27 protein-coding genes and 1 pseudogene are annotated in these 25,980 nt (G+C 70.5%); 8 read left to right on the top strand and 20 right to left on the bottom strand.

Going from position 1 to position 25,980, the window contains the following annotated elements:
- Position 1: 1 nt before the first annotated feature.
- Together RCR19_RS06750 and RCR19_RS06745 are read right to left on the bottom strand one after the other, a co-directional pair.
- Positions 2 to 769 (bottom strand): SDR family oxidoreductase, encoded by a 768-nt coding sequence (locus tag RCR19_RS06750; protein ID WP_331264272.1) that lies wholly within the window; start codon positions 767 to 769, stop codon positions 2 to 4.
- Between the two features lie 70 nt (positions 770 to 839).
- The gene (locus RCR19_RS06745; RefSeq protein WP_331264271.1) at positions 840 to 1,787 is read right to left on the bottom strand and encodes an NAD(P)-dependent oxidoreductase; all 948 of its coding nucleotides are present in this window, start codon (positions 1,785 to 1,787) and stop codon (positions 840 to 842) included.
- 366 nt (positions 1,788 to 2,153) lie between these two features.
- Here RCR19_RS06745 and RCR19_RS06740 point away from each other — a divergent pair, with 366 nt between their 5' ends.
- Entirely contained in the window at positions 2,154 to 2,792 is a 639-nt protein-coding gene (locus RCR19_RS06740; RefSeq protein ID WP_331264270.1) for an HD domain-containing protein, read from the top strand.
- Positions 2,793 to 2,962: 170 nt separating this feature from the next.
- Here the strand turns inward: RCR19_RS06740 and msrA are convergent, their stop codons facing one another.
- The 6 genes from msrA to RCR19_RS06710 all read right to left on the bottom strand — a co-directional run bounded on the left by msrA (position 2,963) and on the right by RCR19_RS06710 (position 8,024).
- On the bottom strand, positions 2,963 to 3,475 hold the full coding sequence (gene msrA, locus RCR19_RS06735) for a peptide-methionine (S)-S-oxide reductase MsrA (RefSeq protein ID WP_059130278.1): 513 nt from the start codon (positions 3,473 to 3,475) through the stop codon (positions 2,963 to 2,965).
- 280 nt (positions 3,476 to 3,755) lie between these two features.
- Positions 3,756 to 4,964, bottom strand: a complete 1,209-nt coding sequence (locus RCR19_RS06730; RefSeq protein ID WP_331264269.1) for a cytochrome P450 — start codon at positions 4,962 to 4,964, stop codon at positions 3,756 to 3,758.
- A gap of 27 nt (positions 4,965 to 4,991) precedes the next feature.
- Complete coding sequence (locus RCR19_RS06725; protein ID WP_331264268.1) at positions 4,992 to 6,365, bottom strand: FAD-dependent oxidoreductase; 1,374 nt, start codon at positions 6,363 to 6,365, stop codon at positions 4,992 to 4,994.
- Positions 6,355 to 6,564, bottom strand: a complete 210-nt coding sequence (locus RCR19_RS06720) for a ferredoxin (protein ID WP_331269363.1) — start codon at positions 6,562 to 6,564, stop codon at positions 6,355 to 6,357. Before RCR19_RS06720 ends, RCR19_RS06725 begins: the two co-directional genes overlap by 11 nt.
- Positions 6,565 to 7,484: 920 nt before the next feature.
- Positions 7,485 to 7,640, bottom strand: a complete 156-nt coding sequence (locus RCR19_RS06715) for a DUF6131 family protein (RefSeq protein ID WP_147318052.1) — start codon at positions 7,638 to 7,640, stop codon at positions 7,485 to 7,487.
- Between the two features lie 60 nt (positions 7,641 to 7,700).
- Complete coding sequence (locus tag RCR19_RS06710) at positions 7,701 to 8,024, bottom strand: plasmid stabilization protein (protein WP_331264267.1); 324 nt, start codon at positions 8,022 to 8,024, stop codon at positions 7,701 to 7,703.
- A 316-nt stretch (positions 8,025 to 8,340) separates the two neighbouring features.
- Here RCR19_RS06710 and RCR19_RS06705 point away from each other — a divergent pair, with 316 nt between their 5' ends.
- Positions 8,341 to 9,234: a Rieske (2Fe-2S) protein gene (locus RCR19_RS06705; protein WP_331264266.1), complete on the top strand. Its 894-nt coding sequence runs from the start codon at positions 8,341 to 8,343 to the stop codon at positions 9,232 to 9,234.
- 15 nt (positions 9,235 to 9,249) lie between these two features.
- Entirely contained in the window at positions 9,250 to 9,726 is a 477-nt protein-coding gene (locus RCR19_RS06700) for a hypothetical protein (protein ID WP_331264265.1), read from the top strand.
- A gap of 8 nt (positions 9,727 to 9,734) precedes the next feature.
- Here RCR19_RS06700 and RCR19_RS06695 read toward each other — a convergent pair whose 3' ends face one another.
- The 6 genes and pseudogenes from RCR19_RS06695 to RCR19_RS06670 all read right to left on the bottom strand — a co-directional run bounded on the left by RCR19_RS06695 (position 9,735) and on the right by RCR19_RS06670 (position 13,809).
- Complete coding sequence (locus tag RCR19_RS06695) at positions 9,735 to 10,781, bottom strand: iron-containing redox enzyme family protein (RefSeq protein WP_331264264.1); 1,047 nt, start codon at positions 10,779 to 10,781, stop codon at positions 9,735 to 9,737.
- The gene (locus RCR19_RS06690) at positions 10,778 to 11,011 is read right to left on the bottom strand and encodes a CDGSH iron-sulfur domain-containing protein (RefSeq protein WP_331264263.1); all 234 of its coding nucleotides are present in this window, start codon (positions 11,009 to 11,011) and stop codon (positions 10,778 to 10,780) included. The genes RCR19_RS06695 and RCR19_RS06690 overlap by 4 nt, the downstream gene beginning before the upstream one ends.
- Positions 10,995 to 11,696 carry a HemK2/MTQ2 family protein methyltransferase gene (locus tag RCR19_RS06685; RefSeq protein ID WP_331264262.1) on the bottom strand — a complete coding sequence of 234 codons (702 nt, stop codon included), beginning with the start codon at positions 11,694 to 11,696 and terminating at the stop codon, positions 10,995 to 10,997. The genes RCR19_RS06690 and RCR19_RS06685 overlap by 17 nt, the downstream gene beginning before the upstream one ends.
- 175 nt (positions 11,697 to 11,871) lie before the next feature.
- A pseudogene (locus RCR19_RS06680) lies at positions 11,872 to 12,069 on the bottom strand (HAD family hydrolase); the annotation flags it as partial.
- A gap of 93 nt (positions 12,070 to 12,162) precedes the next feature.
- The gene (locus RCR19_RS06675; RefSeq protein ID WP_331264261.1) at positions 12,163 to 13,119 is read right to left on the bottom strand and encodes a TIGR03557 family F420-dependent LLM class oxidoreductase; all 957 of its coding nucleotides are present in this window, start codon (positions 13,117 to 13,119) and stop codon (positions 12,163 to 12,165) included.
- A gap of 360 nt (positions 13,120 to 13,479) precedes the next feature.
- Positions 13,480 to 13,809, bottom strand: a complete 330-nt coding sequence (locus RCR19_RS06670) for an ANTAR domain-containing protein (RefSeq protein ID WP_331264260.1) — start codon at positions 13,807 to 13,809, stop codon at positions 13,480 to 13,482.
- Between the two features lie 253 nt (positions 13,810 to 14,062).
- On the opposite strand from RCR19_RS06670, the gene RCR19_RS06665 reads away from it, so the two are divergent.
- From RCR19_RS06665 to RCR19_RS06655, 3 genes are all read left to right on the top strand, one after another.
- Positions 14,063 to 15,196 (top strand): glutamate--cysteine ligase, encoded by a 1,134-nt coding sequence (locus RCR19_RS06665; protein WP_331264259.1) that lies wholly within the window; start codon positions 14,063 to 14,065, stop codon positions 15,194 to 15,196.
- Between the two features lie 165 nt (positions 15,197 to 15,361).
- Positions 15,362 to 16,354: an SDR family NAD(P)-dependent oxidoreductase gene (locus tag RCR19_RS06660; RefSeq protein WP_331264258.1), complete on the top strand. Its 993-nt coding sequence runs from the start codon at positions 15,362 to 15,364 to the stop codon at positions 16,352 to 16,354.
- 53 nt (positions 16,355 to 16,407) lie between these two features.
- The gene (locus RCR19_RS06655; protein WP_331264257.1) at positions 16,408 to 17,205 is read left to right on the top strand and encodes a DNA-formamidopyrimidine glycosylase family protein; all 798 of its coding nucleotides are present in this window, start codon (positions 16,408 to 16,410) and stop codon (positions 17,203 to 17,205) included.
- 40 nt (positions 17,206 to 17,245) lie between these two features.
- Here the strand turns inward: RCR19_RS06655 and RCR19_RS06650 are convergent, their stop codons facing one another.
- The 5 genes from RCR19_RS06650 to RCR19_RS06630 all read right to left on the bottom strand — a co-directional run bounded on the left by RCR19_RS06650 (position 17,246) and on the right by RCR19_RS06630 (position 23,580).
- On the bottom strand, positions 17,246 to 17,809 hold the full coding sequence (locus RCR19_RS06650; RefSeq protein ID WP_331264256.1) for an isochorismatase family cysteine hydrolase: 564 nt from the start codon (positions 17,807 to 17,809) through the stop codon (positions 17,246 to 17,248).
- 157 nt (positions 17,810 to 17,966) lie between these two features.
- Complete coding sequence (gene nrfD, locus RCR19_RS06645; protein WP_331264255.1) at positions 17,967 to 18,902, bottom strand: NrfD/PsrC family molybdoenzyme membrane anchor subunit; 936 nt, start codon at positions 18,900 to 18,902, stop codon at positions 17,967 to 17,969.
- Positions 18,899 to 19,756, bottom strand: coding sequence for a 4Fe-4S dicluster domain-containing protein (locus RCR19_RS06640; protein WP_331264254.1), 858 nt, complete (start codon positions 19,754 to 19,756; stop codon positions 18,899 to 18,901). The genes nrfD and RCR19_RS06640 overlap by 4 nt, the downstream gene beginning before the upstream one ends.
- On the bottom strand, positions 19,753 to 22,998 hold the full coding sequence (gene fdh, locus RCR19_RS06635; RefSeq protein ID WP_331264253.1) for a formate dehydrogenase: 3,246 nt from the start codon (positions 22,996 to 22,998) through the stop codon (positions 19,753 to 19,755). The genes RCR19_RS06640 and fdh overlap by 4 nt, the downstream gene beginning before the upstream one ends.
- Positions 22,999 to 23,235: 237 nt before the next feature.
- Positions 23,236 to 23,580: a helix-turn-helix domain-containing protein gene (locus tag RCR19_RS06630; RefSeq protein WP_331264252.1), complete on the bottom strand. Its 345-nt coding sequence runs from the start codon at positions 23,578 to 23,580 to the stop codon at positions 23,236 to 23,238.
- Positions 23,581 to 23,763: 183 nt separating this feature from the next.
- On the opposite strand from RCR19_RS06630, the gene RCR19_RS06625 reads away from it, so the two are divergent.
- Together RCR19_RS06625 and RCR19_RS06620 are read left to right on the top strand one after the other, a co-directional pair.
- Positions 23,764 to 24,102, top strand: coding sequence for an STAS domain-containing protein (locus RCR19_RS06625; RefSeq protein WP_331264251.1), 339 nt, complete (start codon positions 23,764 to 23,766; stop codon positions 24,100 to 24,102).
- Between the two features lie 133 nt (positions 24,103 to 24,235).
- Positions 24,236 to 24,796, top strand: coding sequence for a hemerythrin domain-containing protein (locus RCR19_RS06620; RefSeq protein ID WP_331264250.1), 561 nt, complete (start codon positions 24,236 to 24,238; stop codon positions 24,794 to 24,796).
- 132 nt (positions 24,797 to 24,928) lie between these two features.
- Here RCR19_RS06620 and RCR19_RS06615 read toward each other — a convergent pair whose 3' ends face one another.
- Positions 24,929 to 25,615 carry an endonuclease gene (locus tag RCR19_RS06615; protein WP_331264249.1) on the bottom strand — a complete coding sequence of 229 codons (687 nt, stop codon included), beginning with the start codon at positions 25,613 to 25,615 and terminating at the stop codon, positions 24,929 to 24,931.
- Between the last annotated feature and the right edge of the window lie 365 nt (positions 25,616 to 25,980).

Genomic DNA, 25,980 nt, shown 5'->3' with positions numbered 1-25,980 from the left:
GTCAGAACCAGCCGCCGTCGGCCTGGATCGTCCGGCCGGTGATGAACGAGGCGTCATCCGACACCAGGAACGCGACGACGGCGGCGATCTCCTCGGGCTGGGCCATCCTCCCCAGTGAACTGGTCGTGCGGATCAGGGTGTTGAAGTCCGCGTCGAGATCGGGGTGGACGTAGTGCGCACCGGCGTGGGCGGACATGTCCGTGACCGTTCCGCCGGGGGCGACGGCGTTGACGGTGATGCCGCGGCTGCCGAGTTCGGGGCCGAGGTTGAGCGCGATGGATTCGACGGCGGCCTTGCTCGACGCATAAAGGGCGTGGTGGAAGACCGCCTTGTGGGCGCTGCCCGATGACGTGAGGACGATCCTGCCACCGTCGTCCATGTGCCGCACCGCGTTCTGCACGGCGAAGAACTGGGCTCGGGTGTTGACGGCGAAGACCTCGTCGAACTCGTCCGGGGTGACGGCGTCCAGGCTGCCGAAGTGCTCGATTCCCGCGTTGCTGACCAGGGTGTCCAGCCCGCCGAGAGCGTCGGCGGCCCGATCCGTCATGCGCCGGATCTGATCAGGATCGCCGACGTCCGCCTTGATCGCGGCTGCGCGTCGGCCGGTGGCGGAGATCTCGGCGGCGAGTGCTTCGGCCGCGTCGCCGCTGCTCCGGAAGCCGATCACTACATCGGCCCCGTCGGCGGCGAGTCTGCGCGCGGTCGCCGCGCCGATCCCCCGTGAGCCACCGGTGACCAGGGCCTTTCGGCCGGCGAGCCGTCCACTCATCGGTCTTCTCCCGGACGGCCGGTCGCATCGGGCGCGGACAGCGCTGTGGCTACGGGCTCGGGCCGAGTGCTCACGAGCGGCCGCCGAGGCCGTCGTCGACTGCCACGTTCTCGGGCTCGAGCGTCATTCCGGAGTTGCGCGCCTGCTCGAGGACCAGGGACGCGAAGTCCTCCGTCGTCAGGCCCGCGCCGACGGCCGCCTGGACGAGTTGCGCGGTGGCCGAGGCGACGGGCATGGGGACCTCCAGCTCGCGTGCCGCCGCCAGCCCCAGGTCGAAGTCCTTGCGCAGCAGGACGTTGGTGAAGGTCGGCGTGAAGTCCAGGTGGACCAGCGCGGGGGACTTGTACCTGGTGAACACCGAGCCCATCACGGAGTTGTTGAGGAACTCGAGAAACGCCGACCGCGTGACGCCGCCCTTCTCCGCGAGGACCGTGATCTCGGCCAGCGACTGGGTGACGACGCCCAGGAAGACGTTGTGCGCGATCTTGACCAGCCGGGCCACCTCGTCCGCACCCACATAGGTCACGGCACGTCCCAGCAGGCTCAGGAGCGGCTGGACGGCGTCGAAGACCTCCCGCGGACCGGAGACCGCGACGGTCAGCTCGCCCGCCTCGATGACCTTCGGGTTGCCGCTGACCGGGGCGGCCAGGAAACCGGTTCCGTGTTTGGCGGCGGCCGCCCGTACGAGGGCGGAGACCTGGGTGGACACGGTGGAGCTGTCGACCAGCACACCGGGTGAGGCGTCGCTCGCGGTCAGTACGCCCCCGGGGCCGGTGGTGACGGACTCAAGATCGGGAGACGTGGCCACCATGGTGAAGACGACGTCCCGGTCGGCCAGTTCCTCCGGCCGGTCGACCACCGTCGCGCCTTTTTCGGTCAGCGGCTCGGCCTTGGCGCGGGTCCGGTTGTAGACGGCGACATCATGGCCGGCGTCGAGCAGTCTGGACGCCAGCCGGTACCCCATTCGGCCGGCACCGATCCAGCCGATGCGGGGACGGTCAGTGGCGACATAGGTCATGGTGTCTCCTCACCCCCGGAAGACGGCCCGGCAGTTCCGGGGACACGGTGGGGCGGTTTCCGGGGGACACAGTCACACGCCGTTTCGACGGCAATTCCCGTCACGCACACGTGTCGCCGCCGTCCTACCGGACGCCTCGGGGGTTCCGTGCGGACCTCCAACCACGCTATGCCGACCGGCCAGGTCTGTCCTGTTGCCCTCCCGGACGGCGACAGGCGCCGGCAGGACAGGCGCCGGCAACGGTGAAATGCTGCTGCTGAGACCTTGTTGACGAGGGCGCCGCGCCTGGCGCCTGTCCGAACGGCACCTCACACGGCTCCGTAGACGCACGGGCGTCCACGGGCTGCGTGGAGGAGTGGATCAGTGATGAGCGAGAAGATCGCCGGTGTGGACATCCCCGATACGCGGTTGGTCGCCGACGCCACGGAGTTCGTCCGGGAAGCCGAGCCGCCGCTGCTTTTCGACCACTCGCGCAGGGTGTACCTGTTCGGGATGTTGCAGGGGCAACGACGCGGTCTGAAGCCCGACCCGGAAATGCTCTATGTGGGGGCGATGTTCCACGACCTCGGGCTGACCCGGCGTTACCGGACGACCGATCAGCGTTTCGAGATCGACGGGGCGAACGAGGCACGCCGGTTCCTCACCGACCACGAGGTGGGCCCCGACGACGTCCGCCGGGTATGGACCGCCATCGCGCTGCACACCACGCCCGGTGTCCCGGAGTTCATGGAGCCCGAGATCGCGTTGGTGACCGCGGGTGTGGAGACCGATGTGCTCGGGATCGGCCGTGACGACCTGGATCCCGAGGACCTGAGAGCCGTCACCGACGCGCATCCGCGCCCCGACTTCAAGCGCCGGATCCTGGAGGCCTTCACCGACGGTTTCAAGGACCGGCCCGACACGACCTTCGGCACGGTGAACGCCGATGTGCTGGCCCACTTCGTGCCCGGATTCCGGCGCATCGACTTCGTCGAGGTCATCCTGAACAGCTCCTGGCCGCAGTAGCGTTGCCCGGGGACCTCGCAGCCCGGCCGCGGCCGGCGCGGATCCCCAGGTGTGCATCGCGACCCGGCCCCGGGGCCGGGTCGCCCGGCTGCGCGGACATCACAGGTCGAGTGCCGTGCGCCCGCCGGCGCTCCGGCACCCGAAGCCGCGCCCCGGCCCGCTACCCGCGCTCAGCGCTCCGTGCGGGCGGGCAGCCGCCATCCCGGACGCGGGAAGTGGCAGGTGTAGCCGTCGGGGTAGCGCTCCAGGTAGTCCTGGTGCTCCGGCTCGGCCTCCCAGAAGGGGCCGACCGGCTCGACCTCGGTGACGACCTTGCCCGGCCACAGTCCGGAGGCGTCCACATCCGCGATGGTGTCCTCGGCGATCCGCTTCTGCTCGTCGTCCACGTAGTAGATCGCCGAGCGGTAGCTGAGACCGATGTCGTTGCCCTGGCGGTTCTTGGTGCTGGGGTCGTGGATCTGGAAGAAGAACTCCAGGAGCGTGCGGAAGTCGGTCTTCTCGGGGTCGAAGAGGATCTCGATCGCCTCCGCGTGCGTCCCGTGGTTGCGGTACGTCGCGTTCGGCACGTCACCGCCCGTGTATCCGACCCGGGTCCCCGTCACGCCCGGGAGCTTGCGGATCAGATCCTGCATTCCCCAGAAGCATCCGCCCGCAAGCACGGCCCTCTGCGTCTGCGCTGCCATGTCGGCCCCTCCAATGTGTGTCGCCTCGGTCATTCGGGCTGCTCGGCCCGCACACAGCCGGCTCGCATACCCTCCGCCCTCATCAGCGCACGGGGGTGCCGAACAATTCCGTGCCCGGCCCGCCGCCCTCGACCGACGGCGGTCCGGCGGCCTGCGAGTGCCTCGGCGAGGGGGGTGTGCCGGGTGGTGCGCTGCAGCACTCCTGCCCCGCCCTCGCCGAGAAACGTCTTTCGTGCAGGTCGGACGTGTGGTGCGGGCGGCGCGAGGCCGACGGCGCGTCCTACAACCGTACGGGCAGATGGCGGGGGCCGCGGAGCATGGCGTTCTGCCGGTAGAGAGGCGGATCCTGCACGAGGGCCGCCGTGCCGAGGCGGGGGAGCAGCGCGCCCAGCGCGGCCTGGGCTTCGAGGCGGGCGAGTGGAGCGCCGTAGCACAGATGGACGCCGCTGCCGAAGCCGAAGTGCTCGTTGTCCGGGCGGGCGGGGTCGAACCGGTCGGGCTGGTCGAACCGCTTGGGGTCACGACTGCCCGAGGCCAGGGCCAGTACGACCGATGTGCCCTTGGGAAGGGTGGTGCCTGCGACGTCGACGTCCGAGAGCGGGATGCGCTCACGCATGTGGACCGGGGGCTCGTAGCGCAGCAGCTCCTCGATCGCGTTCGGCAGCAGCTCGGGTTCGCGACGCAGCCGGTCCAGCTGGTCCGGGTGGCGCAGCAGGGTCAGCACCCCGTTGGTGATCAGATTGACGGTGGTCTCGTGCCCGGCGATGAGCAGCAGCACGGCGGTCTGCGCGAGTTCCTCGCGGCTGAGTCGCAGGGCCGGGTCAGGCTCGTTGACGAACTCGGACAGGATGTCGTCTGTGGGATGGCCGCGGCGCTCCTCGGCGAGGTCCACGAGGTACTGGCCCATCTCGGTCCGCGCCTGCCGGCCTGCGCGGTCACGCTCGGTGGTGGTGTCGTCCGCGGGCCTGACATCGGCGGAGGCGATCAGCGCGTCGGTCCACCCGCGGAAGAGGGGCTCGTCCTTGCGCGGCACGCCGAGCAGCCGGCAGATGACCGTGACGGGCAGCGGGTAGGCGAAATCGTCCACGACGTCGATCTCCCGCCCGGTTCCGAGGCCCCCGAGCACTTCCTCGGTGATCCGGGTGATCTCGCCGCGCATGGCGTCGATCCGGCCCGGAGTGTGCGGCGGGCCGAAGGGCCGCATGGCCAGGGTGCGCAGCCGGTGGTGCTCGGGATCGTCGAGCCGCAGGAACGGCGGCTTCGGCGCGTCCTGCGACGGACCGGGCGAGGGGGCGGTGCGGCTGCGTGGATCCGCGCTGATCCGCGGGTCGTGCAGCAGGGCGGCGACCTCGTGGTAGGTCCCGATCAGGTAGCTGCCGTCCGACTGCCGCACCACGGGACCGGCCTCGCGGAGCTCCGCGTACAGCGGGTAGGGGTCTGGGCGGTTGCCGTAGTCGGTGATGCGCTCGAGCAGGGTGTCGGCGGTCATGAGTATCGCTCCTTGCCGAGGGGCGGGTCAGCCGGTGGGCCGCACCACGGTCAGCCGGCGGTCCGGCAGATGACCGGTGAGCGCCACGGTGGGGCCGTGGTACAGCCCCTTCGGGTCCGGTACGTCGGAGGGGATCGGCACCTCGGCGGCCATCGGGCGGTCCGCCGCCCCGGCCGCGGGCGGAAACGGCGCGGCCGTCTCGATCAGGCGCTCGTAGTACTCGAGCGACTTGGCCATGTCGACGGTCACCGCGGCGGTGACCCGGCCCCGGTAGCCGTACACCATCACCAGCCGGCGTGCCTCCAGCGAGCCTTGGGCGATCACCACCTGGTCGGAGAAGGTGGGCACACCCACCGACTTGATGTTGTGCCCGAACTGACTCGACCAGAAGATCGGGACCGAGAGGTGCGGGCGCCGCATCGGCCCGGGATGCACCATGTTGTGGGCCGCCACCTCGGCCTGCGCGACGGCGTTGCCCCAGTGCTCCAGAGACAGCATCTGGTATTCGAACAGCGGGTGCGGGAAGCGCGAGACGTCGCCGGCCACGAACACGTCGTCGGTGACGATCCCGTACATGTCGAAGGCCCGGCACCCCGCGTCGCAGGCGATGCCGCGTGGGCCGGCCGCGAGTCCGCTGTCCGCGAGCCACTCGACGTTGCGGACGGCCCCCAGCGCCACGACGCACACGTCCGCCTCGACACGGCTGCCGTCGGACAGGTCCGCACCGGTGAACCGGCCGCCGCCGTCCCCGCGCAGCGCGGTGACCGTGACCCCGCAGCGCAGGTCGACCCCGTGGGCCCGGTGCATCGCGGCGGCGAGCTTCGACAGCGTTCCGCCGAGGGCGCCCACCAGCGGTCCGGGGCCACGTTCGGCGACCGTCACCTCCAGGCCGCGTTCCCGGCAGGCCGAGGCGATCTCCGAGCCGGTGAATCCGCCGCCGATGACCAGGACCCGCCGCGGTCCCGCGGCCAGCCGCTCGGCGAGCCCTCCGGCGTCGTCGAGGGTGCGGAGCGTGAACACCCCGTCGAGGGCGGCCTCCTCCTGCTGCGGCCAGGGCCTCGCCCGCGTCCCGGTGGTGATCAGCAACCGGTCGAACGGCACCGCTTCCCCATCGGCCAGCAGCACCCGCTTGCCCATCGGGTCCAGCCCGGTGGCGGGCACCCCCAGCCGCCACTCCGCGTCAGGGTCCCGGCGCATCGGCAGCCCGGTGGTGTCGGCGGCGGCCTGGCCGAGCAGCACCTGCTTGGACAGCGGCGGCCTGTCGTAGGGCGGACGGGGCTCGTCCCCGATCACGGTCACGGGGCCGGTGAAGCCTTCCTCACGCAGCGTCTCGGCGGCCCTCAGTCCGGCCAGCGACGCGCCGACGACGACGATCCGGCCGTCCCACAGGTCACCGGCCACCGACGCTCACCTCTTCACCGAGGAGGATGGCCTGGACCGGGCACGCAGCCGCGGCCTGACGCACCCGCTCCACCTGATCACCGGGGACGGCAGGGGTGTAGAGCAGGGCCTCGTCCCCGTGCAGCCGGAACACCCCGGGAGCGAGGAACACACACTGCGCGTAACCCTGGCAGCGCGTGAGGTCCACGACGATCTGCATCCTCATCACTCCCTCCGTCGCCTCACCCCCTCGCCTTCAGAATGCGGGAAGGAACGGATGCTCGCCCGGCCACCGCGGTGGGCCCCGACGAGCCGCCTCGGTGCGCACACATCCCGTGCCCGGGGAGGTCACTGGTCCTCGGGCAACGCGACGACCCGGGGTCCGGTGGGTTCCGCGCCGTCGACGCGGGGCAGTTGAGGGAGCGGAACGCGCCGGCGGTCTTCCGTTGTGGACCGCACCGCCCGGTGCAGGCGGGCGTTGGGGCCTGCAGGGCGATGCGGTGCGACAGTTCCGCGGTCGGCCCGAGGTGGTCTTCGCGGAAGAGCCGTTCGCGAGCGGTCCGTGCGGGCGCGACAGCTCTCATTTCACGCCGGCAGGCGTGGCGCGATCACCGCCGAGTTCGCGTTCGACTGTTCCTGCGGGTTCCACTCTCACATGGGTGCCTTCCGGCGAACAGCCGGCCCGGGGGGCGAGCAAGGGGTCGACCCTGCGGAGCACGCGGGCCGAAGGTGTCCTCGGGAGCCGTGGGCAGACAGCCTTCGGCAGCTCCCTGCGGCAGCAGCGAAGGGTGCGTACACGCGCCGGAGACGTTTGCCGCCCACCAGCAGATCCATGGCGCACGAGTCGGCCAGCCGGGGTACCACGCCCCTGCGCGCCCACCGCAGGCGTCGAGCGACCGGCGGCGGGATTCGGCGGGACGCGAGCAGTGTCCGGTTCCGGGGTGCGGGCGCCCCGCGGCAGAGAGCGAGGGCCCGAGAGCTCGGCCGAGCTCTCGGGCCCTCGCAGGATCGCGTATCCGGGGAGGTTGATCATTTACGCGATGCGCGAGTCAACGATCACTTTTGTGGCAGGTCACGGGGGAGACGTAGACGTCTTCCCGGCGGCCGTTCCTCCGGACCGTTTCCGCAGCGGCACGTTTGTCACCAGTAGTGCCGACGGCCACCGACGGCACGCCCCGTGGCGCCCAACACCCAGAGCACGAGACCGATGACCGCCAGGATGACCCCGATGGTCCACAGGATGGAGATTCCGGTGAGGAATCCGATGATCAGCAAGATAACGCCGACAATGAGCATGCTGTCCTCCGTTCGTGGCGTCGCTTTGAAGGCACGGGCCCGGGTTCGGTGCGAGCCCGCTCAGCTTCCGAGTGCCCGCTTCAGGTCGGCCTTGTTCATGTGGGAGCGGCCTTCCACGTTGCGCCGCTTGGCTTCGGCGTAGAGCTGGTCGTAGGTCGGGCCCTGAGGACCCTTGCCCGAGCGGTGACCACCCCGCTCGCCGGAGGACATGTCCTGGGTGGAGCTGCGACTCGCGGTCTTCGCCTCACCCGAGCGGGCACGTTCCTTGTTGACGGTGCGCGCGGCGATCTCCTTGGCGCGCTTCTCGCTCTCGCCCCGGTCCTGGGCGCTCTCCTTGATGTGCTCGTACTGCCGCTCACGCTTACGGCTCGACCCTGCGGGCATCGGATGTCACCCCACTTCTTCCCTTGAGCTCTCTGCGTCGGGTACCCCGTACATCCGGATCATCACGGCTTTGCTCCGGCAACGCGACCGCGGGAGACCCGGGCCGGTGCCGATCCCCCGGCCGACGCCCGGGGAGGCGGCGATCCGGGGAATGGGCCCGAGTATGGGCCGCATGGGTCTGGGGTACTCGCGGTCGAAGCGCCGTTCGGGCCGAGCGCACCGCTCGTTGCGTACGGCCCCGAAGAGGTGGAGACAACGCCTACCGCAATACGACCAAAGTTCGATTTCTCCCGATCGGGAAGGGGAGGTGTCCCTCATGAGGCTGACGAGCGCAGCGCAGACACCACTGGGCGACCCCCTGGCCACCGCGATGGACTCCATCGAAGAACAGGAGTGGCTGGACGGCCTCGCCGCGGGGATACGCAAGGTCGTACGTGCCGTCCCCATGGGCCGGGGCCGGGACGCCCTGCGCGGCCTGTGGCTCGGTCATCCGCTGCACCCTGTCATGGTCCAATTGCCCATCGGGGCCTGGACCTCGGCCGCGATCCTCGACCTGTTCCCCGGGGAGAGCCGTGCGGCCCGCCGGCTGGTGGCGGCCGGTCTGCTCGGTGCCGCACCGGCGGCCCTGACCGGCTGGGTGGACTGGGCGGAGCAGCGTCCGCGCCAGGCCCGCGTGGGTCTCGTCCATGCCACGTCGAACCTCGCCGCCGTCGGCGCGTACGCCGCCTCCCTCGCGGCGCGCAGGCGCCATCGCAACGTGCTGGGCCGCATGCTCGGCTTCGCGGGTCTGACGATGGCCACGGTCGGGGGCACGCTCGGCGGCCATCTCGCCTACCGGCAGGCGGCCGGCGTCAACCATGCGGAGGCCGTGCCGGTTCTGGTCGAGCCCGGATGGCACCGGATCGGGGCGCTCGACGACTTCCCGGTCGGCGAGCCCGTGCGGCGGACGGCAGACGAGGTGTCGCTGCTCGTGGTGCGTGACGGGGACGGCCGGCTGAACGCCCTCGCCGACCGGTGCAGCCACATGGACGGCCCGCTCCACGAGGGCAACGTGCTCGACGGCTGCGTCACCTGCCCGTGGCACGGGAGCGAGTTCCGGCTGTCGGACGGCGTGAACGTGCACGGTCCCGCCACCGCGCCGCAGCCTTCTTTCGAGTGCCGGGTCTCCGCGGGCGGCGACGTCGACGTCCGCCTGCCGGTGACGGCCTGAACGGCAGGAGACGCCATGGGTCCGGAAGCTCTGGAGATCTATCTCAACGACCATCTGGCCGGTGCGACCGCGGGGCAGTTCATGTCACGTCATCTGGCCGAGCATCACCGTGCCTCGTCGCACGGCGGCGCATTGCGCCGCGTGGCGGACGAGATCGCCGAGGACCGGCGGTCCCTCCTGGAGATGATGGACGCCCTCGGTGTACCGGCGCACCGCTACAAGGTGTACGCCGGTCGCCTCGTCGAGAAGGTACGGCTGTTCAAACTCAACGGGCGGGTGACCCGGCGCTCGGGGCTGAGCAGCGTCCTTGAACTGGAAACCCTGCGCTTGGGCATCGAGGGCAAGAGCCTGCTGTGGCAGACCCTGTTGTCGCTCCCGCCGGCCAAGGGCCTCGACAGGGCGCGGCTGCAGGACCTTCTGGACCGTGCGCGGCACCAGATCGACACCGTCGAGGGCATGCGCCGTGAAGGGGCGGTCACCGTCTTCGGCTGACGGGACGCTCACTCGGGCGCTCGTGACCGCGAGGGCGCGGTCAGAGGGGTTTTCAGGGCGGTCCGGCCGTGCCGCCACGCCTCGAGCAGGGTCGCGGCAAGACGGCGGTCGAGTTCCGCGGTCGTGTCGATGCCGAACACGACGTCGGGCTCCAGACCCGGCTCGTCGGCCAGCAGACCGCCGATGACCTCACGGCGGACGACCTGTTCGTGCACGGCGTCGGCCTCCACGTGTTCGTCGTAGAAGCGCTCGGCGGCCGGGCCCGCGCCGGTGCGGTGCATGGCCCGGGCCAGGCGCCTCGAAGCGGGGGACGAGGTCACCTCGACCGAGGCGAAGTGACCGACCAGCGCACCCCGCCAGAGGCGATGCAGCCCGAACAGGGACATGAGGTTCACCGTGGCCAGTGCCTCGGCGGGCGCGGCGTCCAGGTAGCGGCCGTATGTGCCGTCCAGCCCCAGGTCGGCCATGAGATTCGCGAAGAGGGTCGCGTGGATGTCCTCGGCACGGCCGGCCCCGAACTCGTCGAACTCCACGGCCACCATGCCGGCCTTGGCTCTGCCGCGCAGCCTCGGGACGACCCACACGTGCGGGTCGGCCTCCTTCAGATGGTAGAGCGACCTGATCGCCGCGTATTCCCGCAACTGCCAGAGTTCGCCGTGGTGTTGGAGGAAGTGGGTGACACTGCTCCCGTCGTCCCGAGCCGGTTCCGCCAGGAGGTCGTCGAGCGCCCGGCCCACGGATCTGCCTGCTCGGGCGACATCATGGCGGAGGGCGTCGAGGAAGTGGTCCTCCAGTGTCGAGCGCAGACTCAGCAGACGGGAATCCCACTCGCGGCGGGGGTCCACGCCCTCGAAGCCCCAGTAGTGCAGCTCGTAGAGGCTGTAGAGGGCCAGTTGCATGTCGTCACCGTACGGATCCGCCCGTTCGGCCTCGGCGGACGTCGGCAGCTCACCCGGGTCCCCCCTCGACACCGCGACGACGGCGGACGAGATGTCGCCCCGGGGGCGCGGCGGCGCCGGCCCCGTGCTCACGGGTGCCGGCGGGGGTGCGATCATGACGCTCCGCCCTCCTCATGTGTTCCGGGGCAGCCGGCTGTCCGGCGCCGATGGCTGGTGTCGCACCACGGGTAGATGGCGCTGCGTCGGCACATGCACACGGCGACGACGAACCGGGTGGACACGGCCACGGTCCCGTCGGCGAGAGTGACCTCCACCGGGCCCGGTACGAGCAGCGGGCCGTCGTCGGTGAGCACGACGCGGCACGGTCGGTCAGGCTTGCTGGGCACGGATGATCACCAGCTCTTCGAACATGTCCTGGGGGTTGACCAGTCGGCGGTCGCGCAGCCAGGGGAGCCGGGAGCGCAGAACGGGGCCGAACGGTATACGGATGTGATCGCTGACGGCGGCCCGGAGTCCGGATCCGGACAGTCTCAGCAGGGTTGTGTCCGGTCCGCTCAGTGTGGACTGCACCATCAGCAGGACGCCGCCGGGACGCAGCGCCTGCGGTACTTCCTCACAGAGGCGGTCGAGGATCGCCCGCCCGTCCGGGCCGGCGTTCCACGCCGAGCCGGGTGCGGTGCGGCCGTCGTCGTTCCGTGTGCCATGAAGGGGAGACCCCGGGGCGGGGACATAGGGCGGGTTGCAGACCACCAGGTCGAACCGTCGGCCCCGTATCGGTGACAGCAGATCCCCACGGCGGACATCGATGTGCTGTCCCGCCCGCGACGCGTTCAGACGTGCCGTGGCCACGGCACGCCGGGCGATGTCCGTCGCGGTGACGCGAGCGCCCTGTTGCGCGGCGTAGATGGCCAGCGTCCCATTGCCCGTGCCCAGGTCGAGGACGTCCGTCCCCGGTGCGAGTGCCTCCCTCCAAAGAGCCGTCGCCAGGAACAGGGTGTCGGCTTGGGGTGCGTACACCCCTGGCGGAGTCGCGAGTGACGCAAGCCAGGGGGGTGCGGCGGATACCGTCATCGAGGCACCTCCGTTCAGGCCCCGAGGAGACCCACAGGCAGTTGCCGCAGGCTCGGGTCTCCTCCTTGCGTACCCCTCCTGAGCAGGGGCAACCCGTGCACGTGCGGCATGTGGGGCATTGCGCTCCGTGAGCGGTGGGGCCCCTCGTCGGCCCCCGGTGCCGCCCCTCCCTCCGTCAGTCCCGCGGACCCTTCGGCAGTGCGGCCAACAGGTGGGCCGGGTCGTCGGACACGGCATCTGCGCTGGCCCTTTCCGGGCCCGCACGGGATATGCCCCCGCAGAGCAGTTACACGCACCGTACTCCCGCCCGCATGTCCCCTACGGTGTCACCGACGAACACGGCGTCTTCGGGCGGGACTCCGACGAGTCCCATCACCACGTCGCCACGTGCAGGTGGTTGGTGTCCACGAGGGTGCCGTCCACGTCGATCACCGCGGCTCGTCCTGTTCCGGAGCCCTGCCCGTCGTCAGCGGCGAACACGGGGAAGCACTTTCGTACGGTAGAAGTCGAAGAAGCCTTGTTGGTCCTGGCCGATCTGGTTGACGTACACGGTGTCGAATCCGGCCTCGGCGTACGCGGTCAGGGCTTCGATGTGCGCGTCCGGATCGTCGCCACAGCAGACGGCCCTCTCGACCTGTTCCTGGGTGACGAGCTCGGATGCCTGCTCGAAGTGGCGGGGTGTCGGGAGTATCTGCGGTAGTTCCCCGGGCAGTTGCTCGTTGGCCCACAGGCGGTGGGCGGTCCGTACGGCCTCGTCCTTGTCAGGCCCCCAGCAGACCTTCAGCCCGCCGTACGCGGGTTTGGCGCCGCCACCGCTCCGCCGGAAGCGCTCGATCATGTCGCCGTCGGGCATCATCGTGATCAGCCCGTCCCCGATCCGCGCGGCGGCCTCGGCGGCGTGCGGCCCGAAAGCGGAGACATCGATCGGCACGGGCTCCTCGGGCCGGGTGTACAGACGGGCGTTCTCCACGGTGTAGTGCGTGCCGCGATGGCTGACCTGCTCCCCGGTGAACAACTGCCGGATGATCTGCAGAGCCTCCTCGAGCATCTCCAGGCGAACCGGGGCCTCGGGCCAAGGGCCGCCCAGGATGTGCTCGTTCAGGGCCTCGCCGGTACCCACCCCCAGCCGGAACCTGCCGCTCAACTGCACCGCGGCGGTTGCCGCGGCCTGCGCGATCACGGCCGGGTGGGTGCGGACGAGGGGGCAGGTCACGGCCGTCTCCACCGGGAGGGACACGGCCTCGGAGAGGGCGCCGATCACCGACCACACGAAAGGGCTCTGGCCCTGCTCGTCGTTCCAGGGATGGTAGTGGTCCGAGATCCACAACGCGGTGAAGCCTGCCTGCTCCGCCATCCGTGCCTGTTCGACAAGCGCATTCGGGCTGTGCTCCTCGCATGACAGGAAGTACCCGAACTGGGTCATCACGCCTCCTGGTAGATCACGTGCCTTTCGACGGTGCGGCCGGGTACCCGGCGAGGGGCCGGGCTGAACCTCCTCAGGTCAGGACGGCGGTGGGGCAGTAGGGGTCAAGTGATTCGTGCGCCGCCAGGGTGGCGGTCACCTGGCGGCAGAGATGATTGATGCGGGGATGGATCCAGCCGTTCACGGACAGGCCGACGACCAGTGGTGATGTTGGTCCCGAGTCCTTCCCGCGCCCGGTCCGTCCACCACGGGAGGCAGCACGTGGACCGGCTGACCAGCGCTACCCAGCGCCTACATCGTCTTTTCGGCTCAGAGCCCTCGTCAGCGGAGCGTGTTCACGATCCGTACACAGGGAACGTTTTATCCGGGCTCATGCGGTTGCAGCCGGGGTGCGAGTTCGTCGCGGATGTCCGCCGGGAGGTACCCGTTCCGCGCCCAGTCCACCACCAGCTCCGCAACCTGGCGCAGCTTGGTGTTGGTGCACATGGAGGTCTCACGGAGCGCGTCCCAGGCCTCTTCCGGCGTGATCCGTCCTACGGCGACGAGGACGCCGATGGCCTGGTCGATCAACGCGTGTGCGGTGACCGCTTGCCGCAGCTGAGTCACCTCGGCCTCCAGTTCCCGGATGCGGTCGGAGCGTGACTCCATCTCCTGGACCACTCCAGGAACCCTGCCGGCGTGAGTGTCCACGTCGCCTCCGTGATGTGGGAGTGGTCGGGACTCCATGGCCGATGTTGCCTTGTCCTGCGCGGCGTACGCGCCGCTTGACCCATGAGGGTTCCCTCTCACCGTGGCACCGAAGCCGCCGCGGTGCAAAACAGCCCGGTCGACGGGCGCCGTCCACGGGTCTCGGGAGGAGCATCACAGGGACCGCATCAGTTGCGCCCTCGGGGTACCCGGTGCCGTGTCCGAGGTACACGAAGGCGGAAGGTCGGGGTCGTACATGGGCGCAGCCGGTAGTGCCGTCACGCTGGGTGTGGAAGAGGAGTACGTTCTGCTCGACGCGCGCAGTGGGCTGCCCGCACCGACGGCGGGCCAGGTGGAGGCCGCGGCCGGTCTGGAGCCCACGCTGGCGGGCGGCGAGGTCGACAGGGAGTTGCTGCAGGCGCAGATCGAGGTGGCTACACCGGTGTGCGGGGACCTGGCGGAGGTCGCAGCGCATCTGGTGCGGCTGAGGCAGGCCGTGGGTAGGGCGGCACGGCGCAGCGGCTGTGTGGCCGCGGCGACCGGCGCCGCCCCGGTGGCCGCCCGCACCGCGGTGCCGGTAACGCCGCTGCCTCGCTATGAGGACATGCACAATGAGGCGGCGCTTCTGGTCGACGAGCAGCTGATCTGCGGTATGCACGTGCACGTGGCCGTCCCCGGCCGGTCGCCGGGGGCCGGTGCGCTGGCCCGGTTGCGGCCGTGGCTGGCGGTACTGGTCGCGCTCGGCGCCAATTCCCCGTTCTGGCAGGGCAAGGACAGCGGGTTCGCCAGCTGGCGCACGGTGGTGTTCGGCCGGTGGCCGGCCAGCGGTGTGCCGCCGTTCGCCGCGGACGCCACGCAGTACGAGCAGCGTGTCGGGGAGCTGCTGGCCACCGGCGTGATACCGGATCGGCGTCAGCTGTACTGGCAGGCGAGGCTCTCCGACTGCTATCCGACGCTGGAGATACGGGCGCCGGACGTGCAGATCGACGTCGACAGCGCGGTGACGCTCGCCGGTCTGGTCCGTGGACTGGTCGCCACGGGTCTGGACGAGACCCGCTCGGGCCTTGTCGCCCCGAATCCTCCGGCGGGCATCCTCACCGCGGCCGGCTGGCACGCGGCCCGTCACGGTCTGAGCGATGTGCTGGTCGATCCGCGCAGCGGAAAGCCCGCACCGGCCGGACAGGTCGCCGAGACGCTGTACGACCATGTCGCCCCCGCCCTGCGCAGGTTCGGTGACCACGACCGGGTCGCCGAAGGCCTGCACAGGATGCTCGACGCCGGTACGGGAGCCGACCGGCAGCGTGCCGCCACGCGCAGGGGCGGCCTGCACGCACTCCTGGACCTGGTCACCGAGGACGCGGCCGGACCGGCCACCGGCCTGCCGCGGTGACACCGTGCGCATCCCTGTCCCTCCGGCGCCCGGCCGGGCAGGCGACTCTCGGTCGGCACGCCGTGTGAGCCCGCGCCACCGCGGTACCCGCAACCACGGTGCCCCGCTCAGGCCCGGAAGGTGGACGTGATGACGTTGCTGCTGTCCCGCTCTCACGAAGACTCCATGTCAGGACTCTCCGCGGTGGTCACGGGCGGCTCACGCGGCCTTGGACTGCTGCTCGCCGAACAACTGCTCATCCGGGGGTGCGCGGTCACGATCGCGGCCCGGGACGAGGAGGAGCTCGGCCGGGCGCGGCAGTTCCTGACCGAAAGTCGCCCCGACGCGCGCGTGCGCACCGCGCCCTGCGACGTGACCGACCGTGCGACGGTCGCCTCACTGATGACGCACGCCGCCGAAGCACAGGGCGGGATCGACGTGGTGATCGCGAACGCGGGCATCATCCAGGTCGCGCCGGTGGAGTCGATCGGGGTCGACGAGTTCCGGTCGGCCATGGAGACCATGTACATGGGTGCCGTGCACACCTCGCTCGAAGCCCTGCCCTGGCTGCGCCGCGGCCGGGGCGACGGACGCCTGGCACTGATCGGCTCGGTCGGAGGACTTCTCGCGGTACCGCACCTGCTGCCCTACTCGTGTGCGAAATCCGCCGTCGCCGCCCTTGCCGAGGGCCTGCACACCGAACTACGGGGCCGCGGCGTGAGCGTGACGGCGGTCCACCCGGGGCTGATGCGGACCGGTTCCCACCTTGCCGCGGAGTTCGGCGGGAACGTGGGCGCGGAGTTCGCCTGGTTCTCGGCGCTCGCGGGCAGCCCAGTGGTCTCGATGGACGCGCGCCGCGCCGCCGACCGCATCGTGACCGCCGTGGAGCGGCGCCGGGCCCGTATCGTGCTCACCCCGATGGCGAAGGCGGCCGGTCTCACCCACGGAGTGGCCCCCGCACTGACCACCCGGCTCAGCGCGCTGGCGGTCCGGGCGCTGCCGCGCCCACCGGAAGGGAGCGATGCCGCGGGTCTGCACCCGGGCCGGGACATCGAACCGGGCCCGGACAGGTCGGGGCATCCGGTGGCAGCGCGACTGCGTGACTGGGGCAGCGCTCTCAACGATCGCGCGGCCCGGCGGCTGAACCAGCGGGCGCACCACGCGCACGGCGGCGGGTAGCCGGCGGCGGGACCCGCCCACCGCCGGGGACGTGGAAAGACGGGAACGAGCCCATGCCCGAGCTCCCGGATGTCGAGGCGTTCCGCCAGGTGCTCATGAACTGCGGTCGCAGTCGGCGTGTCACGGACATCGAGGTGCGCGACGCAGGAGTGCTGCGGGGTGTCACCGAGAAGCGGCTGCGCAGGGAGCTGACGGGCCGACGTCTGGGGAAGGCCTGGCGTCACGGCAAGTGGCTGTTCGTGCCGACCGATGGCGGGTCCACCCTGGTCTGTCACTTCGGTATGACCGGATCGCTGAGATGCTGCCGCCCCGACGAGCCGATCGAACCGCACGACCGCATCGTCCTGACCCTCGACGAGGCCCGCGATCTGCGCTATCACGATCAACGCAAGCTTCAGGGCGTACGGTTGGCCGACGAGTACACCGTCGACCGGATCGTGGACGGACTGGGTCCCGACGCCCTGACGGTGGACCGAGCCGAGTTCCAGGACCTGCTGTCGGGGCGGCGTGGCGCGGTCAAGAGCGCGCTGATGGACCAGTCCGTGATCGCCGGTCTCGGAAACCTGCTGTGCGACGAGATCCTGTGGCGGGCTCGGGTGGATCCCCGGACGCCGGCCCGGGATCTGGATCGCACGGCACTGCGCCGTATCCACTCCGCGATGGGCCGGGTACTCACGGCGTCCGTGCGGGCCGGTCGCGTGCCCCCTCGACGCTCCTGGCTCACCGGGCGCAGGGACGACGGCGAACCGTCGTGCCCCCGCTGCGGCGCATCCCTGCGCTCGACCCGTGTTGCCGGGCGCAGAACCCTGTGGTGCCCGAGGTGCCAGACCTCGACGAGGGGTGACCGGTGAGCGGCCAAGCCGTGCGTCCACGCCCGGTCGGGGGACCGGGTCAGCCGGCCGGGGGCGTGAAGCCGACCTCCTGCGCCCTGACGATTCGGGCCGCCATGTTGCGCTCCATCATCTCCAGGGCTGCATCCTCCAGGTGGCGGTGGATGGAGGCGACGGCGTCCTTCGGGACGGTGACGTTCAGATGGCGGATGTGAGCGTCGAGAGCCGAGTAGAGAACGCACTGCTCGGTGACCTGGCCGCACAGCACCACATGTCGAACGTTCAGTTGCCACAGCAAGTAGGACATGGGTGTCTCGTAAAAGATGGAATGGCGTGCCTTCACCACGAAAAGGGAGTCCTCGTCCGGTCTGATCGGCCCGACGAGACGGGCGTGCGGGCCCGCCAGCGCGGCCTCCACGAGTTCTCCTTGGTGGGACCGCCACAGTCCGAAGTTGTCGTTTGCATAGATCACCGGCGTATCGCCCGCGCGGGCTCTGTGGATCAAGTCTGCGAGGACCGGCACAATGCGCTCGGCGGACGGCACGAGCAGCTCGGCGTCCTTGTGATCGTATGTGTTGATCATGTCGATCACGACGAGTGCGCTGCCCCCCTGCCCTTCGGGCATGTGCACCCCGTTCACCACCTCGTGCCGTCTATCGGGGGAACGCCCCGATGCGGGACAAGCACTCCACCGTCGGCACCGTGCTTGTCGACGGCGGTACGGGTACCCGGGTGGAGGTGGCCGGAACGTGCCGCCGCCGAGCGTGACCGATCGCGCCTTGCTACGTCCCCTCTCGCTGGGGCACCACCGTGTACTTCGGGTCCTCGGCCGAGGCGACGCCCGCGGCGAAGACACCGAAACGCGTGCACACGGAGCCCGCCAGCAGCGCCAGACCGGATGCGACCGCGGCGGGCCGACGGTGGCCGAGGCAGGCGGCCGCGAGGCCGCCCGCGAGGGTGAGGACCCGGGACGCGCGCAGGAGTGTCCCCGCGCGGCCCTCCCGGTATGTTTCGGCGACCATTCCGAGGCGGTGCTCCGCCGCCTCGGTGACCGCCGTCTCGGCGAGGGCGGCCAGCCCGGCGGCACACCGGGCAGGTGTGTTCTCTCGGACAGGTCCGGCCACGAGGGCCATGCCGGCGGCTGCGGCCGTCGCGGAGGCGGCGAAGAGATAGGGCAGTTCGCGGTGCGCGCCGTGCCATGCGGGCACCGCCGTGTCCGCGGCGAGGACCCCGGTGTAGGCGGCCACGGCCGGGCCGAGCAGAGCTGCCGCCGCGGTCGCGGCCGCCCCCGCCCTGGGTAGCCGCCCTGTCACCGCGCTGACGGCGGCCGCCCCCGCCGCCGGACCGTAGGCGCTCAGCAGCCAGGAGCCGACACTCATGGGAGAGGTGGGTTTGAAGACCCTCAGCATGTTCGCGAAACGCTCGGGGCGGCCCAGGTCGTGGATGAGCGCGGCGGCGGAGAGGGAGACCGCGGTGAGCGAGGAGACCTTCATCGCGGTCGCCGTACGGCCGCGGCCGGTGAGGTGCGCTCCCGCCGCGACCACGGAGCCCGCGCCGGCGAGACCCCCGAGGAAGAAGTACCCGGCGATGTCGCGTGCGGCCCAGGAGGGCGCCTTGATGACGGGACGCCCGTAGTACGAGTCGAACTCCGCCCTGGGTACCATCAGTTGTTCGCCCGTGCGGGCCCGCCGGCGCCCCGCGCCCCGGGTGCCGGTCATCGCCGCCCCCTTCCCGGCAGCGCGAACGAGAGCGCGAGACCGCCCAGCAGGGAGAGCGCGGCGGCGCCCGCGTGTTTCCACATCGTCGGCAGGTCACGCGTGGTGACGACGGGGTCCGGAGGCAGCCCGTAGACCTCGGGCCGGTCGAGCAGCAGGAAGAATGCGCCGTCGCCCCCCACTCCGTTGTCGGGATCGTGCCCGTACAGCCGGGCCTCGGTGACGCCCTCCTTGTGCAGCTGGTCGACGCGAAGTGCCGCCCGCTCACGCAGTTCGTCGAGCGGTCCGAACCGGATGGACTCGGTCGGGCAGGCCTTGGCGCAGGCGGGCTCCTGGCCGACGCCGAGCCGGTCGTAGCAGAGAGTGCACTTGAAGGCCCGCCCGTCGCCGGGGCGTTGTTCGATGACGCCGTAGGGGCAGGCGGGGACGCAGTAGCCGCAGCCGTTGCAGATGTCCTCCTGCACCACCACGGTGCCGAACTCGGTGCGGAACAGGGAGCCGGTGGGACACACGTCGAGGCACGCCGCATGCGTGCAGTGCTTGCACACGTCGGAGGACATCAGCCAGCGCATGTCACCGGCGGGGCCACCGTCACCGTGCCGGGGGCCGTTCGCCGACGCCGGTTCGGTGAGCGGGAGTTCGGTGCGTCCTTCGGGCCTCGGTTGTTCGATGAACGCGACGTGCCGCCAGGTGGACGCGCCCAGCGCCTGGGTGTTGTCGTAGGACATGCCGCTGAGGGAGAGACCGTCCTCCGGGATGGCGTTCCACTCCTTGCAGGCCACCTCGCAGGCCTTGCAGCCGATGCACACGGACGTGTCGGTGAAGAACCCGACCCTTTCCTCGCTGCCTGCGCTCATGCCCGGGTCTCCGTTCCGGTGGTGTCGGTGATGCCCGCGCGGCGGCGGTACTCGGCGACCAGACGCGGCAGGTCCGGTCCCCGGGGGCGGCGCCCCGGCCGGATGTCCGCGGTCAGCGCCTTGTCCTCCTGGATATGGGCGTTGGGATCGAGGGCGATGGCGACGAGTTCATTGGCGGCGTCCCCGGTGGACACTCCGTTGGGACCCCAGTGGAAGGGCAGGCCGATCTGATGGACGGTGCGGCCCTGGACGGTCAGCGGCCGGATCCGCTCGGTCACCAGCACCCGGGCCTCGATGGCGTTGCGTGCGGTGACGATGGTCGCCCAGCCGTCGGGTTCCAGTCCGCGCTCCGCCGCCAGCTGCGGTGAGACCTCGCAGAAGAACTCCGGCTGCAACTCGGACAGATACGGGGACCAGCGGCTCATGCCGCCCGCCGTGAAGTGCTCGGTCAACCGGTGTGTGGTCACGATGTACGGATAGACGCCGGCGCCCGGCTCGTCGCCGCTCGGGTGGTAGCGGTTGCCCTCGCGCGACAGCACCTGCCGTGTGGGGGAGCGGGGGGTGGCGGGATACAGGGCGTTGGTGAAGGGCGAGTCCTGCGGCTCGTAGTGGGTCGGCATCGGGCCGTCCTCCAGCCCCGCGGGCGCGTACAGCCAGCCCTTTCCGTCGGCCTGCATGATGAACGGGTCGTCGCCGCGCAGTGCCTGCGGGCCCGTCGCGTTGTCGTCCGGTACGAAGTCGGGCGCCCGGTCGGGGATGAAGTCCGGGACGTCGTGGCCGTCCCATCGTCCGGCGTCCGCGTCCCACCAGAGGTACGCCTTGCGTTCGCTCCACGGGGTGCCGTCGGGGGCCGCCGAGGCGCGGTTGTAGAGGATGCGGCGGTTGGCGGGCCAGGCCCAGGCCCACTCCGCGGCCACCCAGTCCTGCTGGGACCCCGGCTTCTTGCGGGCCGCCTGGTTGACACCGTCGGCGTACACCCCGCAGTAGATCCAGCAGCCGCAGCGGGTCGAGCCGTCGTCCTTCAGTTCGGTGTAGGCCGTGAGAGGGCGGCCGTCGGGGCCATGACCGTTGATCTCGGCGAGGACGGCGTCGGCGACGGGTTCCGCGAGGGGGCCGTCGACGGGGTACTCCCAGCTGAGGTCAAGGATCGCCCGGTCCATCGGATCGGTGGAGCCCGCCAGCTTCTCCTTGATGCGTCGACCGAGGTGGTACGTGAACCACAGATCGCTGCGCGCGTCGCCCTCGGGTTCGACGGCCGCGTGGTGCCACTGCACCCAGCGGTTGGTGTTGGTGAAGGAGCCGGACTTCTCGGTGTGCGCCGCGGCCGGGAAGAAGAAGACCTCCGTGCCGATGTCCTCGGTCCGCAGCTCGCCGCTCTCGATCTCCGGTCCGTCCTGCCACCAGGTCGCGGACTCGATCAGCGAGAAGTCCCTGACGACGAGCCAGTCGAGCCCGGCCATGCCCAGGCGCTGAAGCCGGGTGTTGGCCGAGCCCACCGCCGGGTTCTCGCCCATCAGGAAGTAGCCCTTGCAGGTGCCGTCGAGCTGGGCCATCACCGTCTCGTACGTGGAGTGGGAACCGGTCAGGCGCGGCAGGTGATCGAAGCAGAAGTCGTTGTCCTCGGTTGCGGCGTCCCCGTAGTAGGCCTTCAGCAGGCTGACGAAATACGCCCGCATCGACGCCCAGAAGCCCTTCTCCGTCCGGGTCGTCCCGACGAACGTGTCGAGGTCGAGATGCTTGTGGGCGTGCGGCATCGGCAGATAGCCGGGCAGCAGGTTGAACAGGGTGGGGATGTCGCTGGAGCCCTGGATGGAGGCGTGGCCCCGCAGCGCCTGGATTCCTCCACCGGGGCGCCCGATGTTGCCGAGCAGCAGTTGCAGGATGCTCGCGGCGCGGATGTACTGCGAGCCCACCGAGTGCTGTGTCCAGCCGACCGCGTAGGCGAAGGAACTGGTCCTCTCCCGGCCGGAGTTGGCGGTGAGGGCGGCACAGACGCGCAGGAACGTGTCGCGGGGCACACCGCAGACGTCCTCCACCAACTCGGGTGTGTAGCGGGCGAAGTGCCTCTTGAGGACCTGGTAGACGCACCGCGGATGCCGCAGTGTCGGGTCGGCGGGGGCACGGGGCGCGGTGCGCGCTCCTCCGGACCCGTGCGCCTCGGCCCCGCCGGCGGCGTGCACCCGGTCCTCGTACTGCTCGTCGGCCTCGCCGGTCGGCTGCTGCACCTGGACGCCCTCGTACTGCCAGCTGCGCGGGTCGTAGTGGCCCTTCTCCTCGTCGAGTCCGGAGAAGACGCCGTCGAGGTCCTCCGTGTCGCGGAAGTCCTCGCTCACCAGGGTCGCCGCATTGGTGTAGTGCAGGACGTATTCGCGGAAGTCCTTCTCCTCGGTGAGGACGTGGTTGATGATCCCGCCGAGGAAGGCGATGTCGCTGCCCGCCCGGATCGGGACGTGCAGGTCGGCGAGGGCGCTGGTACGTGTGTACCGGGGGTCGACGTGGATGATGTACGCGCCGCGGGCCTTGGCCTCCATCACCCATTGGAAGCCCACCGGATGGGCTTCGGCGTAGTTGGAGCCCTGGATGACGATGCAGTCGGAGTGCTGCAGGTCCTGCATGAAGGTGGTCGCGCCGCCGCGACCGAACGAGGTGCCGAGGCCGGCGACGGTGGAACTGTGGCAGACCCGGGCCTGGTTCTCCACCTGCACGACGCCGAGGCCGGTCAGCAGCTTCTTGATGAGGTAGTTCTCCTCGTTGTCGAGGGTGGCTCCGCCGAGGCTCGCGATGCCCATCGTCCGAGCGGTCCGCACGCCGTCGCGCTCCCACTCCCAGGTGTCGCGGCGCGTCGCGATCACCCGGTCGGCGACCATGTCCATGGCCGTCTCCAGGTCGAGGGGCTCCCAGTCGGTACCGTGCGGGGCGCGGTGGAGGACCTGGTGGCGGCGGGCGGGTCCCGTGGTGAGCTGGAGGGTCGCCGAGCCCTTTGGGCACAGCCGTCCGCGGCTGACGGGCGAAGCGGGATCACCCTCGATCTGGACTACCTTGTCGTCCTTGACGTACACCTGCTGCCCGCAGCCGACCGCGCAGTACGGGCAGATCGACTGCGTCACATGGTCGGCGGTGTCGGTCCGTGGACGCAACCGCTCCGTGTGCCGGGACTTGGCGGCGCTGCCCCGGCCCAGGCGATCCTCCCCCTTCAACTGCCGGTAGACGGGCCATTCCCGGAAACGGTCGGACACACCCATGAGCGCTCCCCTGACGGATCGGACCGGGGACCCGTCGGCTCCGGACCCGCCGGTACGGGCGCCTTCGCCCGTCCGTCGTGGCCCGCACCTGCTGACGGGTGCCCCCGCGCCTGGGTACCGGGAACGTGCTCGGCGAAACCCGAAGGCTGCGGGCCGCCGCTCCCGGCGCTCCCGCGTCCGGCCCGCTTCAGCGCTGTGGACGGCAGGGGCGTCCGTCAGCGCTCGAAGATGCCGGCGTCACTGCTCGGGACGCGCCTGCACGGCCGGCTGCGAGGCCCGGGTGGTCTCGTCCTGGACGAGCAGGGAGAGCAGGGAGGCCACCGTGAGGCCCGCCTCGGCCGGATGCCGAAGCACCTTGCCCGGGTCGATCCGGTACGTATTGGTCCGCCCGTCACGAGTGTGGGACAGATAACCGTCCTGCTCGAGGTCGGAGATGATCCGCTGGACGGCGCGCTCGGTGAGCCGACAGTACGCGGCGATGTCACGGATGCGGATGTTCGGATCGTCGGCGATGGCCGCCAGCACGCGGGCGTGATTGGTGAGGAACGTCCATCCGGTGTGAGACACGGGCACTTCATCCATGTCTCAATCCTATGGTCCGAGGCCCTTGGCGTGGGACAGACGGGTGACATATATTTCATGTATCCAATGACGTGTTCTCATGGAAAGTCCGCAAGGGGAGGACGGACAGTGCCCTTTGCACAGGCCGCGAGGCCGGAGCCGGCCCACAGGGTGAAGTCGTCGACACAACGCGAGGGACGAGCCATGGCGCTCCCGAGCCCGCTGAATCTCATCACCGTGAGCAGTCGTCGCAGTGGCGACCGGATGATCGTGGTGCTGCGCGGCGCGATCGACTACGAGTCCGAAGGCGTGCTCAGGCGCTCCCTGGTCAGGGCCCTCGGCCGTTCCCTCCGGGGGATCGACCTCGATCTGCGTGAGGTCACCTTCTGGGACTGCTCCAGTCTCAACGTCCTGCTCGCGGTGCGCCGGACGGCCTTGAAGGAGGGCAAGACCGTGACCATTCGGGCGGCCAGCCCGGTGGTGGAACGCGTGTGTGAGCTGACGGAGACACTGCCGCTGTTCGCTGCCTCCGCCGAGCGATGAGTGCGCTGCCCTGTTCGATCATGATGCTGACCGACGCCGCCGCCCAGGGGCGCGGCCGATGATGTATGCCTGACTGCCGCGGGAGGGGGAACCCACCAAACGACGACCGAACCCGAGCCGAAAGAGGTGTCTGATGGGACACGGTGGCAACGTCATCGACGAACTCACCACGGACCACCGCGAAGTCGAGGAGTTCTTCGAGCGCCTGCGCGCGCTGCCGACAGGCCACAAGGACCGCAGGACCGTCGTGGACGAACTCACCGTCGAGCTCGTGCGGCACTCCGTCGCCGAGGAGATGTACCTCTATCCGGCTGTGCGGGAGTACCTGCCGGGCGGCGACGCCCTGGCCGACAAGGAGATCCAGGATCACGCCGAGGTGGAACGCATCCTGAAGGACCTGGAGCACCTCGACGTCGACGACCCCCGGTTCGAGGACCTGGCCCAGAAGCTGATCATGGAGGTCACCGAGCATGTGTCGGAGGAGGAGCAACAGCTCTTCCCCAGCCTCGCGCAGGTCTGCACACCGCAGGAGCTGGACAGGCTCGGTGACCGTATCCGACGTGCCAAGAAGGTCGCGCCGACACGTCCGCACCCCGGCGCTCCGGACACTCCTCCCGGTAACAAGCTCCTGGCACCGGGCGCGGGTCTGGTCGATCGGGTGCGCGACTTCGTGACCGGCCGCGGAAAGGCATGAGCGTCCGCCCCGGCGCCGCCGCCGGCACCCGAGCGACGGCCCCGGGACGCGCGGTGAGGCAGGCCTCCAAGCCGTCGGCCGGGGCCCGCGACTGCGGGGCTCAGTGAGAGACCGCCGTGAACGCGGGGCCGCTCATACCGCCCGGGCCGCCGCGCGCACCTCGTCGGCGAAGGGCTGGTCGAGGGCCGTGTGCACAAGGCCGTCCGCCAGCCTCGGCAGCTCGCGGTCGTCGACAAGACCGCCCAGTTTCCCAGGCGTCGTGGGCAGCCCCAGCCGCCGGGCGCCGTCACGGGCCTTGTCGTCGATGTACGGCGCGAACTCGGGCCAGAGGCCCTGTACGTCCCGCAGGAAGATGTCGACTCCGGTCGGCCCGATCCCGGGCACGTCCAACAGGGCCGCCCTCGGGTCGGGCTCCTCGCGCAGCCTGCGCAGGTCGCCGGCGTAGCGTTCGAGCAACAGCTCGGCTCCTTCGCCGAGCATCGTCGCGGTGCGCTCGTCGTAGCGCCGGTAGCCGCCCTCGCCGAGTGCGTCGACGCGTTGCTGCCAGGTCGCGTCCGCCATCGACCGCGGACTTCGGAACCCGGCGTCGAACAGCGCCCTGGCCGCAGCCACCGCTGTGTCTGCCTTGATGCGGGCACTGAGAAGCGTCGCCAGGACGAGCATCTGGTACAGCGGGGCCGGAGTGTTGCGTAGCCGGATGCCGGCCTCCGCCGCGTAGGTGTGCGGCTGGTGTTCGAGGAGGGCGCGGACGGCAGCCTTGTCCGTCGACCTGCCGGTCTTCCCGGATCGAGCCGTTTTCCTGCCGGTCTTTGTGGTCATGGGCGGTCACCGATTCAACGTTTGCCGAATCAACGCCTTACGGTTCCTCCGTCGGGCGCCGTCGTCGGGTCCCATCCGGGTACCCGCACGAGCCGCTTTCGACCCGGCCGTTTGCCGCGGGCGGCCCCGGGAACCCGTGCGCGGCCCGGGCCCACACAGAGCCCGCGAGCTTTGTCCGCCGCGCGGCCGGGCCGTTCCCGCAGCCGAATGGGCCTTCCGATTGCCGGAGCCGCGCGAGCGGCGTCGTCGAACGCCCATACGCCGTAATGACTGCCGAGCACCCATAGGTCGTAATGGATAGGGAAAGTACGCCTTGCGCCTGGAAAGGGCGGGTACTCGACGAACCGGCCGTCGGGGTGCCGCTC

Origin of the sequence: Streptomyces sp. WAC07094 (assembly GCF_036320405.1) — a bacterium.
GTDB classification, from domain to species: domain Bacteria; phylum Actinomycetota; class Actinomycetes; order Streptomycetales; family Streptomycetaceae; genus Streptomyces; species Streptomyces lannensis.
The sequence above is the reverse complement of the archived record's forward strand: the minus strand, read 5'-3'. Positions and strand labels throughout refer to the sequence as shown.